The organism is Dryocola boscaweniae, from assembly GCF_025215095.1.
Lineage (GTDB): Bacteria > Pseudomonadota > Gammaproteobacteria > Enterobacterales > Enterobacteriaceae > Dryocola > Dryocola boscaweniae.
Map to the genome: position 1 here is coordinate 196,865 of NZ_JALHAP010000075.1, position 17,020 is coordinate 213,884.

The window sequence follows — 17,020 nt, forward strand, 5'->3', positions numbered from 1 at the left end:
TCATATGCACCTGAAATATTCATTTTTACCGTCTCTTTTTTGCCTGGCCTCGACCTACGCTTTTGCCGCTGAACAGTCAGCCCCGTCGGCAGCCCAGGCGAATAACCCGCTGGCGAATATGACTGCGTTCAATATGCAAAACTATTACATCGGCGATATCAGCGGCACGGACGAAGACGCCAACCAGTTCTGGTTTCGTTATGCGCAGCCGTTTTCTTTAGGCGAGAGCAACTGGTTATTGCGCGGCTCGCTGCCGATTAATACCTACCCCGCACCGCCAACCGGCGGGCATAAAACCGGTTTAGGCGATCTGAATCTTTTCGCTTCATGGTTGATTGATACGGGCAACCCTGCGGTGAGTTTCGGCTTTGGGCCGCAAATTACCGCACCGACGGCAACGGATGATGCTTTAGGCACGGAGAAATGGTCGGCGGGTCTGGTCAACGTGCTGTTTAATGCCAGCTCACCAAAGTTTCAGTACGGCTATCTTGCGTCCTGGCAGCATAGTTTTGCCGGAGAAGACAATCGCAGCGATGTGAATCTCGGGACATTTCAGCCATTTTTATTCTACCAGCTAGGCGGAGGCACTTATCTGCGTGCGGCGCCTATCTGGGTTTATAACTTCCAGAACGACAGCTACAGCGTGCCGCTGGGAGTAGGCGTGGGCCAGGTTATCAAGCAGGGAAATACGGTCTACAACTTCTTTGTTGAGCCTCAGGGCTCCGTTGCGGATCACGGCCCCGGCCAGCCGCGCTGGCAGATTTTTGCCGGTTTGAATCTGCAATTTATGAATTAAGGTTGGGATACGGGATAATATTCAACGTCCGGACGGGCGTTTTGGCACCGATCTTTTTGAAATATTTACAGGAAATCTGGAGAAAAGGAGTTTGCAGGGGGAAGGATATGCGCTTGCCAGAATTGGGTGGGGGCCCTGCCAGCTACATCCCGGCACACACGTCACCTGCTGCGGCTGCTTCCTTCCGGATCTGACCGAGTTCACAAGTTAGTGTTGCGGGAGAACCAACAGAGCCCCCATTGAGAGCGCCAGTTCCCTGACGCGCTGGCGCATTATCCATGTTGCCCCCGGCAATTGCAAGCCGCTGGCGGTCAGGTGTTGGTTTCTTGCGCAGCCAGCGTTTTGCTTTGCTCAGAACCCAGCAATGATTATGCTTAGCAATGCCGTTTAAGGAGCTGCTCATGGATAATCAAGATTCTTTCCCGCAACGGGTTTACCAGATTATTGCCGCTATTCCCCAGGGCCATGTCACCACCTATGGGGATATCGCTTTGCTTGCGGGTTCGCCGCGGGCAGCGCGTCAGGTCGGCGGCGTGCTCAAGCGCCTGCCGGAAGGCAGCAAGCTTCCCTGGCATCGCGTGGTTAACCGTCACGGAGCAATTTCGCTGACAGGCCCGGATTTACAACGTCAGCGGGAAGCGCTGCTGGCAGAAGGGATTATGGTTTCCGGAGACGGGCATATCGATATGCAGCGCTACCGCTGGAACTACTAAAAAGCGCCTCCAAAGAGGCGCTCCAGATTAATGGCAAACACCCGAAAAACGTGGCTTTCGGATGTTTGGGATAAGTCAGAAGATATAATCCTTTGTTTTTATTAGCCCGGATTAACTTACTTTTAAGCGTAAGATCTTTGTCTATGGTCCCAAGCGCCTCCAAAGAGGCGCTTAATATCAGAACGTAGTTGGAGCAGGAACCGCCGAGGAAGGGTTCACCTGCGTCGGCGAAGTCGAAGGCACGGTTGTTACCGCTCCACCGCCCGGCTGTACCGGTACCGCAGTTTGCTGAACCGGAACCAGCGTCAGATCCGCTTTTGTACCGCCCTGATTGATTACCGGTTTGACGGTATCGGTAATAAACATCAATTTATCATTCACCGTGATCGCAGCACTCAGGATAATACGTGCGTTAGGCTGGATATCTGCCGGATTGAACGGCAACACAAAGCTGAACGGTGACTGCTTACCTTCGGTACGGGCCACTTTTTGCGCCAGAACCCTGGAAGGCGCATCGGCAAGCGAGGCATCAGACAAGGTTACGGTCAACACCGCGTCCGGAGGCAGCGCAATACGCTGGCGAATCCACGCCGTACCGGTTACAGATGGCTGTGCAATTGCCGGTTGAGCCGTAGCCCCCGACGTAGACGCGGCTGGCGCCGGCGTTGGGATGTCTGCAGATTTCTGCGCGCATCCCGCAAGCGTTACCGCGACGGCTAAACCACTTAACATGTGCACAAGTTTCATTGATTTGTTCTCCTTATTATCAATGCACCAGTGGGGCGCTGTGTCCCACAAGTAATGTGTGGTTAAAACATGCTTATCACGCTAAGTGTGGCACATATCACTGAAATTTGCCTGGAACGGCATTTGTTATCAGGTCGGGCCAGTACTCGATTGATGTTGATAGCATGTTATAATCAGGCGAATTACGCGCGGGTTATCACTTTATCGAGGATGTTCTATGAGTCAGGCGCTCAGCAATTTATTGGCATTGCTCAATCTGGAAAAGATTGAAGAAGGTTTGTTTCGTGGCCAGAGCGAGGACTTAGGTTTACGCCAGGTATTTGGTGGACAAGTGGTCGGCCAGGCGCTTTATGCAGCCAAAGAGACTGTCCCGACGGAGCGGCTGGTGCATTCATTCCACAGCTATTTCTTGCGCCCGGGCGATAGCCAGAAACCTATCGTTTATGACGTTGAAACGCTGCGCGACGGCAACAGTTTTAGCGCTCGCCGCGTTGCCGCCGTGCAGAACGGCAAACCAATCTTCTATATGACCGCCTCTTTCCAGGCGCCCGAACCGGGTTTTGAACATCAAAAAACCATGCCGCAGGCGCCTTCGCCGGATGGGCTGATTTCCGAAACGGATATTGCGCGCTCTGTCGAAAAATTCCTCCCGCCGCAGGTAAAAGAAAAATTCCTTTGCGAGAAACCGCTGGAGATTCGCCCGGTTGAGTTTCACAACCCGCTCAAAGGCCATCAGGCAGAACCAACCCGCCAGGTCTGGCTGCGCGCCAACGGCAAAATGCCGGACGATTTGCGTGTTCATCAATATTTGCTGGGTTACGCTTCAGATTTTAATTTCCTGCCAACCGCCCTGCAGCCGCACGGCATCGGCTTCCTGGAGCCAGGCATGCAGGTGGCGACAATCGATCATTCCATGTGGTTCCACCGTCCGTTCGACATGAACGAATGGCTGCTTTACAGCGTTGAGAGCACATCAGCATCAAGCGCGCGCGGTTTTGTTCGCGGTGAATTTTATACGCAGGATGGTGTGCTGGTGGCTTCAACGGTGCAGGAAGGGGTAATGCGTAAGCGTAGCTAAAAATATATCGGGTGGCGCTGACGCTTACCCAACCTACGAAATGTTAGCTGTAGGGTGGATAAGCGTCAGTTCAGCATCCATGATTATGCGTTGTAAGCGTTCTCGCCGTGGCTGTTCACATCCAGGCCTTCGCGCTCCTGCTCTTCCGGAACACGCAGCCCAACGGTCAGGTCAGCGATTTTGAAGCCGATAAAGGCTACTACGCCAGACCACACGATAGTCAGACCGATGCTTTCCAGTTGCACCAGAACCTGATGGCCCATGGTCACGCCTTCTGCGTAGCCAACGCCGCCCAGTGAAGTCGCAGCAAAGATGCCGGTCATAATGCAGCCTACGATGCCGCAAACGCCGTGCACGCCGAACACGTCGCATGGGTCATCAACGCGCAGCCATTTCTTCAGCAGCGTAACGCCCCACAAACCGGCCAGGCCCGCAGCCACACCGACGATCAGCGCGCCGCCGACGCCAACATAACCGCACGCCGGGGTGATCCCTACAAGGCCCGCAATCGCACCGGAACAAGCGCCCAGCAGAGAAGGTTTGCCGCGCAGCGTCCACTCGCCGAAGATCCAGCCAAGTACCGCAGCCGCCGTTGCGACAACCGTATTCACGAAGGCCAGCGCGGCGATTTCGTTAGCGGAGCTTGCAGAGCCGGCGTTGAAGCCAAACCAGCCAAAGTACAGGATTGCTGTGCCCATAAAGACCATCGGCAGGTTATGCGGTTTGAACGCTTCTTTACCGTAACCCACGCGTTTGCCTACCAGGTAAGCTCCCACCAGGCCTGCGACAGCGGCGTTAATATGCACAACTGTTCCGCCTGCGAAGTCCATAGCGCCATGGGTGCCCAGTAGGCCGCCGCCCCAAACCATGTGCGCTATCGGCACGTAGGAAAGCGTCAGCCAGACCAGAACAAAAATCAGCACGGCGGCGAATTTAATACGTTCAGCCAGCGCCCCTACAATCAGCCCTACGGTGATGCAGGCGAAGGAGCCCTGGAACGCAACGTGAATATACTGATAGAAGGAGCCCATCAGCGCGGTTAACTGGATATTCTTAAGCATCACCCAGTCGAAGTCACCAAAGAAGCTGCCGCCTGTACCAAAGGCCAGCGTATAGCCATAAACCACCCACAGCACGCAAACCAGAGAGAAGGTCACCGCTATCTGCGTCAGCATTGAAAGCACGTTTTTGGAGCGGATCAGACCGCCGTAAAACAACGCCAGCCCAGGGATAGTCATAAACAGCACCAACGCGGTGCAAATCATCATAAAGGCGTTATCTGCTTTATCAACAACAGCCGGAGCGGCCTGAGCCAGCGAGGGCGCAAGTGCCAAGGCTAAAACGCCTGATACAGAGGCTAATTTCTTCATTTTTTCTGTCCCTTTCACGATTGGGGAGGCTTACAGTGCAGCTTCGTCGGCTTCGCCGGTACGAATACGAATGACACGTTGCAGTTCGGCAACGAAAATTTTGCCGTCACCGATTTTGCCGGTGTAGGCAGCTTTGCTAATGACATCAATCACTTCATCGAGCTGATCATCGGCAATGGCGACATCAATTTTCACTTTTGGCAGGAAATTGACGCTATATTCCGCCCCGCGGTACAACTCTGCATGACCTTTCTGGCGACCAAAGCCTTTCACTTCGGTCACGGTCAGCCCTTGAATGCCGATTGAAGACAACGCTTCACGAACGTCTTCAAGCTTGAACGGTTTGATTACCACGGTAACCAGCTTCATAGATTCCCCTCCGGTAAGACAATGGGTGATTGCACAGCTTCACGATGGAGATAAAGCAAGCCCCGTGCCAGGTATGAAATACGGGCTTTTTTCAGCGCGTTAATCAGTCGTGTTGCGGTGTTCTTCGCAAGCGAAAAAGTGTGACGGAGGTTAAGATTGTTCCTGGAAAGAAAAAACGCACCATGCCAGTGCAGGGTGCGTTTCAATTTTGCACCAATGGAGATCTCCACTGGTTTTGCGGGGGGTTACTGCATGATGCTGGTGCATCAGGCGATAAGCGATTCCTCGCGCGTGGCGGCGGCCAGCTCTTCACCAGCTAACTGAAGCTGATACATCTGCCAGTAACGGCCTTCCGCAGCCAGCAGTTCGCTGTGCGTGCCTCGCTCAACCGCCTGGCCGCGATGCAGCACCAGAATGGTATCCGCATCGGTAATGGTCGATAAGCGGTGGGCGATCACCACAAGCGTTGTGTGTTCGCGAATCGCTGCCAGCGCCTGCTGAATAGCCTGCTCGGTGCCGGAGTCAATGTTCGCGGTCGCTTCATCCAGAATGAGGATCTGCGGCGCATCGACCAGCACGCGCGCCAGCGCCAGAAGCTGCTTTTGCCCAACGGATAAATTGTTGCCCTGCTCGCCCAGGCGAGTATGAATACCGTCGACCATGGTGCGGGCGAGATCCGCCAGTTGCACAGTTTCCAGCGCCTGCCATACGGCCTCTTCGCTAATCTCGCGCCCAAGGGTTACGTTGGCAAAGAACGAGTCCGCCAGCACCACCGGGTCCTGTTGCACCATGGCGACGCCCCGGCGCAGGGTGTCATGGCTGAGCGAATCTAACGGACGGCCATCAAGCCGAATTTCGCCGCTGGCGAGCGGGTAATAGCCCATCAACAGATTAGCCAGCGTGCTTTTCCCGCTGCCCGTATGCCCCACCAGCGCCACAAAACTGCGCGACGGGACGTCCAGATTAATGTCCTGCAGCACCAGGCGGTCGCCACGGTAGGCGAATGAAACGTTATCCACGCTGATATTGCCGCTTTCCAGCGGATGAGTATCGTTGCCGTAGTCCTGGCGTTTACCGTCCATCAGCTCAAACACGCGCTCGCCGGCAACCACCGCCTGCTGCAGCATCGACTGCTGGGTGGTGAGTTCGATTAGCGGTTCGTTGAGCCGCCCCAGGTAATTAATGAAGGCATACAGCACGCCCACCTCAATCGTGCCGACAGAAGTGAATCCGAACAGCATCAGCAAACCGCAAAGCACCAGCGCGGAGAACAGGCTAAGCAAAGGTCGCAGCAGAAAACCGTCCAGACGCAGAGTTTGCATACGCGCCAGATAGTGCGAACGGCTCGCCTCCCCCATGCGTTCGCCAAACCGCGCCTGCTGGCGGAACTGCTGGATGACGCTCATCCCGTTGATGATTTCGTTGAAGCCATCGTTAATGTCCGCCAGATAGCTACGCACCCGGCGCACAATCGGCGTGCTGTAGCGCTGATAGATAACCATCACGATAAGCACCGCCGGGAAGATAGTGACGGCGACCAGCGCCATACGCCAGTCGAGGCTGAACATCGCCACCAGCATTGCGCCGATTAACGCAGCGCTGCGCAAAACGGTAGCGACGACGGTCACGTAGAGATCGCGAATCACCTCCGTATCGTTGGTGACGCGGGAAATTAACTGCCCCACGGGCTGCGTATCGAATGCGCTCAACGGCTGGCGAAGCGCCGCATCCATCACGTCGGTACGAAGTTTTTGCACTACGCCAACGGCTGCCTGGTTAAACAGCAACGCCTGCCAGTAATGCAGCCCCGCAGCCGTCACGGAAAGCAGCAGATAAGCCGTGGCAAGCCCGGCCACCAGCGCAACGGGCAGACGCTTTTGCGACACCATATTATCGATGAAATAACTCACCAGAACCGGGCCGGTGACTTCCGCCGCCGCCGCAATCCACAGCATCACCACGGCGCCCGCCAGCGGTTTGCGCCATGGCGAACCGTAGGCCAGGAGGCGTTTTATCGTCGGCCATTGCTTTTGCAACTTACGCATTGGCTTCCTCCGTATCGACAGCTTCCGGCACATCGTCCAGCGCCGCTTCCAGTTGCTGATAGCGATACATATCGCGATACCAGCCCGGCTGGGAAACCAGCGCATCATGATTGCCTCGCTGGGCTACGTGCCCGTGCTGCATCACCAGAATTTCGCTCGCTTCGGTCAGGGCCGACAGGCGGTGCGCGCTGATAATCACCGTGCGGTTCTCGCCCCACTGGCGCAGGTTGTGAAGAATTTGATGTTCAGTGCGGCCGTCCACCGCCGAAAGCGCATCGTCGAGAATAAGAATTTCAGCATCCAGCAAAAGCGCGCGGGCAATGGAAATACGCTGTTTTTGCCCGCCGGACAACATCACGCCGCGTTCGCCCACTTCCGTTTCGTAACCCTGCGGCAGGCGCAAAATATCTTCATGAACGCTGGCAAGACGGGCGACATGTTCTATTTCCTGCTGCGTAGCGTTCGGTTTACCCAGCGCGATGTTGTTCGCCACGGTGTCGGAGAACAAAAACGGCGTCTGGTTCACGACCGCCAGGCGGCTGCGCCAGGCATCGAGCTGCATTTGCACCAGCGGAATATTGTGGAAACGGATGTCGCCCTGGTCGATGTCAAAATGGCGCTGAAGCAGCGATAAAATCGTGCTTTTCCCCGCGCCCGTCGGCCCGCATAGCCCAAGCATGCCGCCGGGTTTGAGGGTGAATGAAACGTTCTCAAGCGTTGGCTGCACCGTTTGCGGATAGTGGAATGCGCGAATATTGGCCTGCACGATGCCGCGCCCTTCTGGCGCCACTTTCTCGCCGTCGACCACCGACGGCGCCTCCTCCAGCATACTGCGAATACGGCTGTAGGCTGCGCTGCCGCGCTCGACGATATTGAACATCCACGCCAGCGCCAGCATCGGCCAAATCATCAGGCCGAGATACATCACGAAGCTTGTGAGCTGGCCGAGCGTGAGCGTGCCCTGCATCACCATCCAGCTCCCGCCGCCTACGGCCAGCAGGTTTGCCGTGCCGATGGCGATGTAAATCGTTGGATCGAAACGGGCATCCACTCGCGCCACTCGCATGTTCTTCGCCCCGGCGTCCTGCGCTTCTGAGGCAAACAACGCGGACTGACGATCCTCCAGACCAAAGGCTTTGATCATGCGGATACTGGTTAAACTTTCCTGGGTACGATCGTTAAGCGTTGAGAACGCGGCCTGCGCGAGCTTGAAACGCTGGTGTAGCTGGTCGCCGTAGCGCTTGATAACCAGAGCCATCACTGGCATAGGCAGCAGAGCCAGCAGCGTTAATTGCCAGCTAATCTGAGTCGACATGACAATCAGCACCGCGCAGCCCATCACCAGCGAATCCACAAGCGTCAGGACGCCTTCGCCCGCCGCAAATACCACGCGGTCTACGTCATTTGTGGCGCGCGCCATTAGATCGCCGGTGCGGTGGCGAAGATAAAATTCGGGATGCTGTCGGCTTAGCTGGCGGTAATAATCTTCGCGCAGTTCGACCGCAAGCTGGTAAGACGCGCCGAACAACAGCACGCGCCACACATAGCGCAACGCATAAACCACAACGGCTATCACCACCATCACGCCAAGCCACATCAGCACTTCCTGCCCGGAGAGACGCTGCCCGGTGACGCCATCTACAATCACGCCGACCAGTTTAGGCGGCACGAGTTGCAAAATAGCAATGATGATAAGCAAGGCCACCGCCCCGAGATAGCGTCGCCATTCTCGGGTGAAGTACCAGCTTAATTGAGCAAATAATCGCACGCGGTTTTATTCCTGATTTGCAGTCTGCCGACGAGGGCTTTTAAGAAGTGCCGAATGGCGCTAAATACAGAGCTTTTAGCTGCTTATCGGCAAAGCTGTTGTGTATTTTATCTGTTCCATGGCGAAACTCGAAGTCACATCGGTTAAACCAGGAATGCCGTTGACCAGCCGCTTGTAAAAATCATCGTAACGTTTCATGTCCGCTACCTGTACACGCATCAGGTAATCGTACTCCCCCGCCATGCGCCAGAACCCCAGCACTTCCGGCATGTCTTCGACCACGGAGACAAATTTGCCGTACCACTCGCTGCTGTGCTGCTGGGTTTTTATCAGCACAAAAGCCGTGAGGCCCAGACCCAGTTTTTCGGGGTCCAGCAAAGCGACTTTCGCCCGCACGATGCCGTCGTCTTCCAGTTTTTTCAGGCGCTTCCAGCAGGGCGTGGTGGTCAGATTAACGGCATCCGCCAGCGCCTGCAAAGAGAGGGTGCAGTCTTTCTGCAACAAGGAGAGCAGCTTACGGTCAATTTTATCTAGCATGATGGCTTTTGGGAGAATTATTTTCTCTAATGAAAGCCTCAGCAAGGCTAAATAGCAACTTTTTTATCCCTCTTTTGCATTACGCTAGGCACAAATAGACAAACGGATCTCAACCATGACCAGCACCTGGGTAAACCACGCTATTAGCGAAATCAATGCCGATTATCAACGTTCGGCAGACACGCATCTTATCCGACTCGCCTTACCTGGTTTTCCCGGTATTCAACTGTATCTGAAGGATGAAAGCACACATCCTACCGGCAGCCTGAAGCACCGGCTGGCGCGCTCGCTTTTTCTCTACGGTTTGTGCAACGGCTGGATTAAAGAAGGCACGACGATTATCGAGGCCTCGTCTGGTTCCACGGCCGTCTCTGAGGCGTATTTTGCCCGCCTGCTGGGTTTGCCGTTTATTGCCGTCATGCCAGGCTGCACCGCAAAACGTAAAATCGAGCAGATCGAGTTTTATGGCGGCCGCTGTCACTTTGTAGACAGCGCCTGCGAAATCTACGCCGCTTCCGAGATGCTGGCCCGCGAGCTGAACGGCCACTATATGGATCAGTTTACCTACGCAGAGCGCGCTACCGACTGGCGAGGTAATAACAATATCGCCGACAGCATCTTCCGCCAGATGGAACACGAGCCGCATCCGGTGCCGGACTATATCGTCATGAGCGCCGGTACGGGCGGCACCTCCGCAACCATTGGCCGCTACCTGCGCTACCAGGGACATCCGACCAGGCTACTGGTGGTCGATCCGCAGAATTCTGTTTTTCTCGATTACTGGCATCAGCGTGATTGCAGTCTGAGCAGCAAAACAGGCAGTAAAATCGAAGGCATTGGTCGTCCGCGCTGCGAGCCGTCGTTTATCCCGGATGTGATTGATGAAATGATGCGGGTGCCGGATGCGGCAAGCGTCGCCACCATGCAGTGGCTGGAATCAATGCTGGGTCGCAAAGTCGGCGCATCAACCGGGACAAATATGTGGGGCGCGCTACAGATGGCGGCGCGTATGCGCACCGAAGGGCGCAAAGGCTCAATTGTGACGCTGCTTTGCGACAGCGGCGAACGCTATCTGGAAACCTATTACAACGCGGAGTGGGTGAAGGCGAATATCGGCGATTTGCAGCCCTGGCGAGCAGAAATTCAGGATTTGATTAAATAAAAAAGAGGCCGGGTTTAGCGCCCGGCCTGCTGAAAATGCCTTGTCATTCGGGGGAATAAGTAAGGTTTGGTGTATCCAGCCAATGCGTTAAATAGTGTGAAACCGCCTGGTTACTGCAGTGACCAATAACCGGTAGATGAGGTAAATCCGCTTTCAACTGGGCCATCGCGTTGCCCATAATCAAACCGTGACCGACGGACGAGAGCATTTCCCGGTCATTCATCGCGTCGCCAAACGCCATGCAATCCTTCATCGTCAGACCAAGGTGCTGGCTCAAAATGCCCAGCGCAGAACCTTTGTTACATCCCACCGGCAAGACTTCCAGGCAATCTAGCGCAGAGAAACACAGAAAGGCGCTATCGCCCAGGGCTTCGCCAAGCTGAATTTTAAGACGGCTGAGATCGTCATGATCGCCACAGAAGCAAATTTTGGTGACTTCGTTTTTTGGCAGACTCTTCAAATCGGTCAGACGATATTTGAAGCCGCTATAGACGTGGGCATGAAGCAGTTCAGGAATTTCGTGTTGCGTCAGCCAGCCCGTGTCATTGAATACGTGCATGCTGGCCTGGGTGTCCCACCGGCCAAGAATAACTTTTTCCGCCGCGGCTGGGGCGAGATCCTGCCGATGCAGTAGCTCTCCTTCCATACTGTGAATGCGGGTTCCGTTGCCGGTAATAAGAAAAGCATCCAGATCAAGCGTGCCTAAAACATGGCGCATTTCGAGTACGTGACGACCGGTAGCAAAAGCAAGAATGATCTGACGCTCTTCACGCAGGCGTTTAAGCGTCCGCAAAGTCACCTCGCCAAGGTGGTGATTAGGCAACAGCAGAGTGCCATCCATATCAAATGCAGCCAGACGTGCCATGAAAACTCCCGGTTGTGACCTCACGAACATGGCCTGCAGTATTGCCTGGCATATACGGAACTAATAGTGAATACTTCAGAAAAATTGTTCCGGGTTTAATTATGCGTTTGTTAAATCGGCTTAATCAATACCAGAGATTGTGGCAGCCCTCGGCGGGCGAACCCGTTCAGGCAACCGTGGCTGAACTTGCCGCCCGGTGCTTTTGCAGCGAGCGCCATGTTCGTACCCTGCTGAACCAGTTGGAAGACGCAGGCTGGTTAACGTGGCGCGCGCAGTCGGGACGTGGCAAACGCGGCGAGCTGACTTTTTTAGTCACCCCGGACAGCGTGCGCTCAGGAATGATGGAAGAAGTTTTGCACAAAGGGCAGCATCAGAACGCGCTGGAACTGGCACAAATCGCCCCCGAACAGCTTCGCCATCTGTTGCAGCCTTTCCTTGGCGGGCAATGGCAAAACGATACGCCGACCCTGCGCATTCCCTACTATCGACCACTTGAACCGCTGCAGCCGGGCTTCCTGCCGGGGCGGGCCGAACAGCATCTTGCCGGACAAATTTTTTCCGGGCTGACGCGTTTTGTGACCAACAGTGGGCTGCCGCAGCCTGATCTGGCTCACCACTGGCAGGTTTCAGATGATGGGCTGAGCTGGCACTTTTTTATCCGTTCAACGCTGCACTGGCATAACGGCGAGGCGGTGGAAACCGCGCAGCTACAGCAGCGTCTGCTGATGCTGCTTGCTCTCCCCGCCATGCGCCGTCTGTTTGTCAGCGTAAAATCTGTCGAACAGCCTCATGCCCAATGCCTGCGCTTTGTATTGCATCGCCCGGATTACTGGCTGCCCTGGCGCCTGGCAAGCTATTGCAGCCGGCTTGCTCACCCGGAAGATACGCAGCTTGGCTGCGGGGCATTTCGTATCGTAAGCTTTAAAGAGAACCTGGTGCGTATTGAAAGCCACGAAAGTTATCACCTGAACCATTCGTTGCTGAAAGCCGTCGAGTACTGGATAACCCCTCAGCTTTTCGAAGCGACGTTAGGCACCAGTTGCCGTCACCCGGTGCAAATCGCCATCGGGCAACAGGACGAGCTTGTGCACCTGCGACCGGTGAGAAACAGTATCAGCCTCGGTTTCTGCTATCTGGCCGTTAAGCAAAACGGCAATCTGACGCGCGATCAGGCCAGAACGCTGATGCAGATCGTGCGGCATCATGAAGTGATCGATACGCTGCCGGTAGAAGAATCTTTAATTACGCCAAGCACAGAAATGATCCCTGGCTGGACTATGCCGCAGTGGGAAAATCAGGATGCGGTGAAACTGCCCCGCCGGTTGACGCTGATTTACCATCTGCCGGTAGAACTTCATGCGATGGCTCAACAGCTTAAGCAATATCTGGCAGCGCTCGGCTGTGAGCTGATGCTGATATTTCATGACGCAAAAAACTGGGCCGGCTGCGAACGACTGGCCGACGCGGATATTGTGATGGGTGACAGGCTGATTGGCGAAGCGCCGGAATATACGCTCGAACAGTGGTTGCGCAGCGATCTGCTCTGGCCGCATGTATTAACCGCTAGCCAGTATGCGCATCTGCAGGCCACCCTTGACGCTGTGCAGGCTCATCCCGCTGATACCGATCGCTATGCTGGTTTACAGGCGGTGTTTAGCTCGTTGATGCAGGATGCCATCGTCACGCCATTGTTTAACTACCGCTATCAGATCAGCGCCCCGCCGGGCATTAACGGCATTGAACTTAACGCCTGGGGCTGGTTCGATTTTACCCAGGCCTGGCTGCCGCCGCCGTCAATAATGTGAAGAAACTGGGCAGCCATTCGCGGGGGCGTTACCATATGGCCCGTAAAATTACTTTCGAATGACAGGATTATTCATGAAACGTGCAGTCGTCGTCTTCAGCGGTGGGCAAGATTCTACAACCTGCCTGATTCAGGCTTTACAGCAGTATGATGAAGTTCACTGTGTAACGTTTGATTATGGTCAACGCCATCGCGCTGAGATCGACGTTGCGCGTGAACTCGCACTGAAACTGGGCGCCCGCGCCCACAAGGTGTTGGATGTCACCTTGCTTAACGAACTGGCCGTCAGCAGCCTGACCCGCGACAGCATTCCGGTGCCGAATTACGATCCGCAGGAAAACGGCATCCCCAGCACTTTTGTACCGGGCCGTAACATTCTGTTCCTGACCCTGACGGCTATTTATGCTTATCAGGTTGAAGCCGAAGCCGTTATTACCGGCGTTTGTGAAACTGATTTTTCGGGCTATCCAGATTGCCGCGACGAATTCGTTAAAGCGCTCAACCATGCGGTAAGCCTGGGTATGGCTCGCGATATCCGCTTTGAAACGCCGCTGATGTGGCTTGATAAAGCGCAAACATGGGCGCTGGCCGATTACTGGCAACAGCTTGACCTTGTGCGCCATGAAACGCTCACCTGCTATAACGGTATTCGGGGCGATGGTTGCGGCGAGTGCGCGGCATGTCATTTACGTGCTAATGGCCTGCATCGCTACCTGGCTGATAAGCCAATGGTGATGGCCGCCATGAAGCAGAAAACCGGTCTTAAGTAGCCCTGATTCCGGGCGTGAAGGTTGCCACGCCCTGTGCCTCACTCCATCATCTGTTCGAGCTTTTCGCGCAATTCACCTTCAATGGGCACTGATTTTTGGGTCTTCAGATCTATACAGACAAAAGTCAGTAATGCATCTGCCACCGCCTGCCCTTCTGGCTCAAGCGTAACGACCTGGCTTAATACGCCGCTCTTACCGTTTAGCTGCTGCAGGCTACTGGTGATGCGCAGCACATCGCCAAGCACTGCAGGACGACGATAGCTGATGTTGATGTTCACCACGATAAAAGCGATGTTGTGCTCCGTCATCCACTGAAAGCCGGTGGTCTTTTCCAGCCCTTCCCAGCGGGCTTCTTCAAGAAATTCCAGATAGCGGGCGTTATTCACATGCTGGTAAACGTCCATGTGGTAGCCGCGAACTTTAATTTGAGTCTGCATATCGCAATGGCCTTTTAATTGTAATGAGCAGGTAAAATGAACAGGTCGCGCCAACTGGTACGACCTGTCATTTAGCGTAGCAAAATTTTCTGACTACGCGAGCCGATGCGCACTATCCATCAAAGTTTAAGATGCGCGCGGTTACGTTCCACCAGCGCACTGCCAATCCCTGGCACTTCCTGCAGTTGATCCAGTTCTTTAAACGGACCGTATTCTTCACGGTAGCTCACGATGGACTGGGCTTTTTTAAGCCCAACGCCATTAATGACCCGAGCCAGCTCTTCGGCGTTGGCGGTGTTAATACTCACCACGCCATCGTTTACATCCACAGTTTTTGGGTCAGCAGCCTTGAGCGCAGGAGCTTTTGCTGCGCCATTTTCCGCCGGAGTGGAAAGTTGTGCTGTAGCCTCGTTTTTCGCGGTTGCAGGAACCGCGTAAGCCGGTGAACAGGCGCTTACGCCGATAAGCGTTAAGGCTAGATAAAAAGATTTCATACCTGACTTCATGCTGTTTCCTCCTTGTGTGTTTAGCAGCCAGGCCACCTTACCGGGCGGAAAAAACGTGAACAAATGCCAAAGTGAAAATGTGGAAAAGGCCGCGAAAGCGGCCTTTAGTTGTTGCATTACGTTGCAACGAAATGCGAGTAACGCTGAGGATTACTGCTGCTGGTCGACAACGTCGCCCATTTTGATCTTCGCTTCTTTACGCAGATTCGTCATCAGCGCTTCAAAGGAGATCTGAGCGTTGTTCTGGGTGATCCCCTGAACCATCGCTTTTTTCTGTTCCGCAGGCATGGTACCGGCTTTCACTTCGTCCAGCGCTAACAGCACCACGTTGCCCTGCATATCGTTAGCCACGCCGTAGACCGGCTTGTCTTTAGCAGGTAGAGGCAATGTGAAAGCGGCCTGACTGATAGGATCCTGGCCTGTGCGGGTCAGCGTTTTGGCAGCGCTGAAGCTCAAACCAGCGGCTTTCATCGCTGCATCGCCTTTACCAAGCTTCAGTTCGTTAAGCAGCTTGTCTGCGTCCAGCTTCGCCTGCTGTTCGGCTTTCTGATGCTTCACCTGAGCGATAACCTGCTCGCGCACTTCAGCCAGAGGCTTAACGGCTTCCGCTTTGTGCTCGGTGACGCGCAGAACGAACGCGCGGTCGCCGTCAACGGTGATGATGTCAGAGTTACTGCCCGGCGTACCGTTTTCACCCACCAGACCGCCGTTAAAGATAGCGTCTGAGACCGGCTTGAAGTTCAGCTCCGCTGGCAGATTGTCATGACTAAACCAGCCTGTTTCCACCGCTTTAACGCCCGCAACCTGTTCGGCGCCCGCCAGAGATTCGTTGTCGTTGCTCGCAGCGTCGCTTACCTTCTGCTGCAGCGCGTAGTAAGCATCAACCGCTTTCTCTTGCTTCACTTTATCAGCAATCGCGTCATGAACTTCTGACAGCGGCTTGGTTTGCGCAGGCTGAATATCATCCAGGCGAACCACAAGGAAACCAACGGAAGATTTGATAACGCCGGAAAGCTGGCCTTTATCTTTCAGACCGGCATTTTTCAGTTCTTCAGGCGTCGTACCTGGCTCCAGCCAGCCCATATCGCCGCCGTTACGGGCAGAGATGATGTCGGCTGATTTCTCTTTGGCCAACGCCGCGAAGTCGCCGCCTTTGTTCAGTTCATCTAAAACAGCTTTCGCTTCCGCTTCAGTTTTAGTCTGAATCACGCTGTAGCGGCTGCGCTGCGGCTGGGTGAATTCATCCTGATGCTGATCGTAGTAAGACTGGATGTCTGTTTCCGATGCGGTTTGCTGCATTGAGGCAGCGTCCAGTTTGATATAGCTGACTTTGAACTGCTCAGGCGCGATGTAATTGTTTTTGTTTTGCTCGTAGCTGCTGGTGATTTCCTGCTCGGAAACTTCCTGCTTCGCTGCCAGCGCATTCACATCAATGGTGGCTTCGCGCACCAGACGTTCCTGGGCTACCAGGGCGGCCAGCTCATCGGTTTCGCCGGTCAACATGAAATCTGTGCCTACAACAGCGCTAACGAGCTGCTGCGTAGTCAGTTGATTGCGCAGCGCCTGCGCGTACTGATCCGCTGACATGCCCATATTGCTGATGATGGCGTTGTAACGGGCGTTGTCGAATTTGCCGTTGTTCTGGAAAGCCGGTTCTTTAAAAATGGCCTGTTTAATTTGTTCGTCGCTGATGCCCAGGCCGAGGTGTTTGGCATACTGGTCCATCAGGGCTTCGTCAATCATGCGGGACAGTACCTGCTGGCGCATTTGCTTCATGTAGCCTTCGCTGGAAGCAAGCGCGGAGAACTGTTCACCTAATTGCTGCTGCTGGCGATTACGTTCACTGGCTACCGCATTTTCGAACTGCCCGCGACCAATTTCCTGGCCGTTAACTTTTGCGGCGTAATTGGCGCTACCGCCACCCAGGTAACCACCCACGCCAGTCAAAATGAATGACACGATAATGATACCGAAGATTATCTTGAGTACGACGTGATTGGCCGCCGTACGTAAATTGTCCATCATGGTGTAACAACACTCCACTGTAGTGTGA

The 17,020-nt window shown here is 54.7% G+C and carries 16 protein-coding genes and 1 other RNA gene; 6 read left to right on the forward strand and 11 right to left on the reverse strand.

The window, feature by feature from the left end:
• Positions 1 to 4 precede the first annotated feature (4 nt).
• Positions 5 to 796 carry a hypothetical protein gene (locus MUA00_RS07945; RefSeq protein WP_271122559.1) on the forward strand — a complete coding sequence of 264 codons (792 nt, stop codon included), beginning with the start codon at positions 5 to 7 and terminating at the stop codon, positions 794 to 796.
• 133 nt (positions 797 to 929) lie between these two features.
• Here MUA00_RS07945 and ffs read toward each other — a convergent pair.
• Positions 930 to 1,026, reverse strand: an RNA gene (gene ffs, locus MUA00_RS07950) — signal recognition particle sRNA small type.
• 171 nt (positions 1,027 to 1,197) lie between these two features.
• Between ffs and MUA00_RS07955 the strand changes: the two genes are divergently transcribed.
• Complete coding sequence (locus tag MUA00_RS07955) at positions 1,198 to 1,509, forward strand: MGMT family protein (protein WP_271122560.1); 312 nt, start codon at positions 1,198 to 1,200, stop codon at positions 1,507 to 1,509.
• A 177-nt stretch (positions 1,510 to 1,686) separates the two neighbouring features.
• On the opposite strand, the gene MUA00_RS07960 is transcribed toward MUA00_RS07955, so the two are convergent.
• Positions 1,687 to 2,256 carry a YbaY family lipoprotein gene (locus MUA00_RS07960; protein ID WP_271122561.1) on the reverse strand — a complete coding sequence of 190 codons (570 nt, stop codon included), beginning with the start codon at positions 2,254 to 2,256 and terminating at the stop codon, positions 1,687 to 1,689.
• A gap of 217 nt (positions 2,257 to 2,473) precedes the next feature.
• On the opposite strand from MUA00_RS07960, the gene tesB reads away from it, so the two are divergent.
• Positions 2,474 to 3,334 (forward strand): acyl-CoA thioesterase II, encoded by an 861-nt coding sequence (tesB, locus tag MUA00_RS07965; protein WP_271122562.1) that lies wholly within the window; start codon positions 2,474 to 2,476, stop codon positions 3,332 to 3,334.
• A gap of 83 nt (positions 3,335 to 3,417) precedes the next feature.
• Here the strand turns inward: tesB and amtB are convergent, their stop codons facing one another.
• The 5 genes from amtB to MUA00_RS07990 all read right to left on the reverse strand — a co-directional run bounded on the left by amtB (position 3,418) and on the right by MUA00_RS07990 (position 9,423).
• A complete protein-coding gene (gene amtB / locus MUA00_RS07970) occupies positions 3,418 to 4,704 on the reverse strand; it encodes an ammonium transporter AmtB (protein ID WP_271122563.1) in 1,287 nt (428 codons plus the stop codon).
• A 30-nt stretch (positions 4,705 to 4,734) separates the two neighbouring features.
• A complete protein-coding gene (gene glnK, locus MUA00_RS07975; protein ID WP_002891893.1) occupies positions 4,735 to 5,073 on the reverse strand; it encodes a P-II family nitrogen regulator in 339 nt (112 codons plus the stop codon).
• Between the two features lie 266 nt (positions 5,074 to 5,339).
• Positions 5,340 to 7,118 (reverse strand): SmdB family multidrug efflux ABC transporter permease/ATP-binding protein, encoded by a 1,779-nt coding sequence (locus tag MUA00_RS07980; protein WP_271122564.1) that lies wholly within the window; start codon positions 7,116 to 7,118, stop codon positions 5,340 to 5,342.
• Positions 7,111 to 8,886: a SmdA family multidrug ABC transporter permease/ATP-binding protein gene (locus MUA00_RS07985; RefSeq protein ID WP_271122565.1), complete on the reverse strand. Its 1,776-nt coding sequence runs from the start codon at positions 8,884 to 8,886 to the stop codon at positions 7,111 to 7,113. The genes MUA00_RS07980 and MUA00_RS07985 overlap by 8 nt, the downstream gene beginning before the upstream one ends.
• Positions 8,887 to 8,961: 75 nt before the next feature.
• Positions 8,962 to 9,423: an Lrp/AsnC family transcriptional regulator gene (locus MUA00_RS07990; protein ID WP_271122566.1), complete on the reverse strand. Its 462-nt coding sequence runs from the start codon at positions 9,421 to 9,423 to the stop codon at positions 8,962 to 8,964.
• Between the two features lie 115 nt (positions 9,424 to 9,538).
• Here MUA00_RS07990 and MUA00_RS07995 point away from each other — a divergent pair, with 115 nt between their 5' ends.
• On the forward strand, positions 9,539 to 10,585 hold the full coding sequence (locus tag MUA00_RS07995) for a PLP-dependent cysteine synthase family protein (RefSeq protein WP_271122567.1): 1,047 nt from the start codon (positions 9,539 to 9,541) through the stop codon (positions 10,583 to 10,585).
• A gap of 43 nt (positions 10,586 to 10,628) precedes the next feature.
• Here MUA00_RS07995 and cof read toward each other — a convergent pair whose 3' ends face one another.
• Entirely contained in the window at positions 10,629 to 11,450 is an 822-nt protein-coding gene (cof, locus tag MUA00_RS08000; protein ID WP_271122568.1) for an HMP-PP phosphatase, read from the reverse strand.
• Positions 11,451 to 11,551: 101 nt separating this feature from the next.
• Between cof and MUA00_RS08005 the strand changes: the two genes are divergently transcribed.
• Entirely contained in the window at positions 11,552 to 13,255 is a 1,704-nt protein-coding gene (locus MUA00_RS08005; protein ID WP_271122569.1) for an SgrR family transcriptional regulator, read from the forward strand.
• 73 nt (positions 13,256 to 13,328) lie between these two features.
• Positions 13,329 to 14,024, forward strand: a complete 696-nt coding sequence (gene queC, locus MUA00_RS08010) for a 7-cyano-7-deazaguanine synthase QueC (RefSeq protein ID WP_271122570.1) — start codon at positions 13,329 to 13,331, stop codon at positions 14,022 to 14,024.
• A 38-nt stretch (positions 14,025 to 14,062) separates the two neighbouring features.
• On the opposite strand, the gene MUA00_RS08015 is transcribed toward queC, so the two are convergent.
• The 3 genes from MUA00_RS08015 to ppiD all read right to left on the reverse strand — a co-directional run bounded on the left by MUA00_RS08015 (position 14,063) and on the right by ppiD (position 16,992).
• Positions 14,063 to 14,461 carry a YbgC/FadM family acyl-CoA thioesterase gene (locus MUA00_RS08015; RefSeq protein ID WP_271122571.1) on the reverse strand — a complete coding sequence of 133 codons (399 nt, stop codon included), beginning with the start codon at positions 14,459 to 14,461 and terminating at the stop codon, positions 14,063 to 14,065.
• A gap of 119 nt (positions 14,462 to 14,580) precedes the next feature.
• Entirely contained in the window at positions 14,581 to 14,967 is a 387-nt protein-coding gene (locus MUA00_RS08020) for a ComEA family DNA-binding protein (protein ID WP_271122572.1), read from the reverse strand.
• 150 nt (positions 14,968 to 15,117) lie between these two features.
• Positions 15,118 to 16,992: a peptidylprolyl isomerase gene (gene ppiD / locus MUA00_RS08025; RefSeq protein ID WP_271122573.1), complete on the reverse strand. Its 1,875-nt coding sequence runs from the start codon at positions 16,990 to 16,992 to the stop codon at positions 15,118 to 15,120.
• Positions 16,993 to 17,020: the final 28 nt, after the last annotated feature.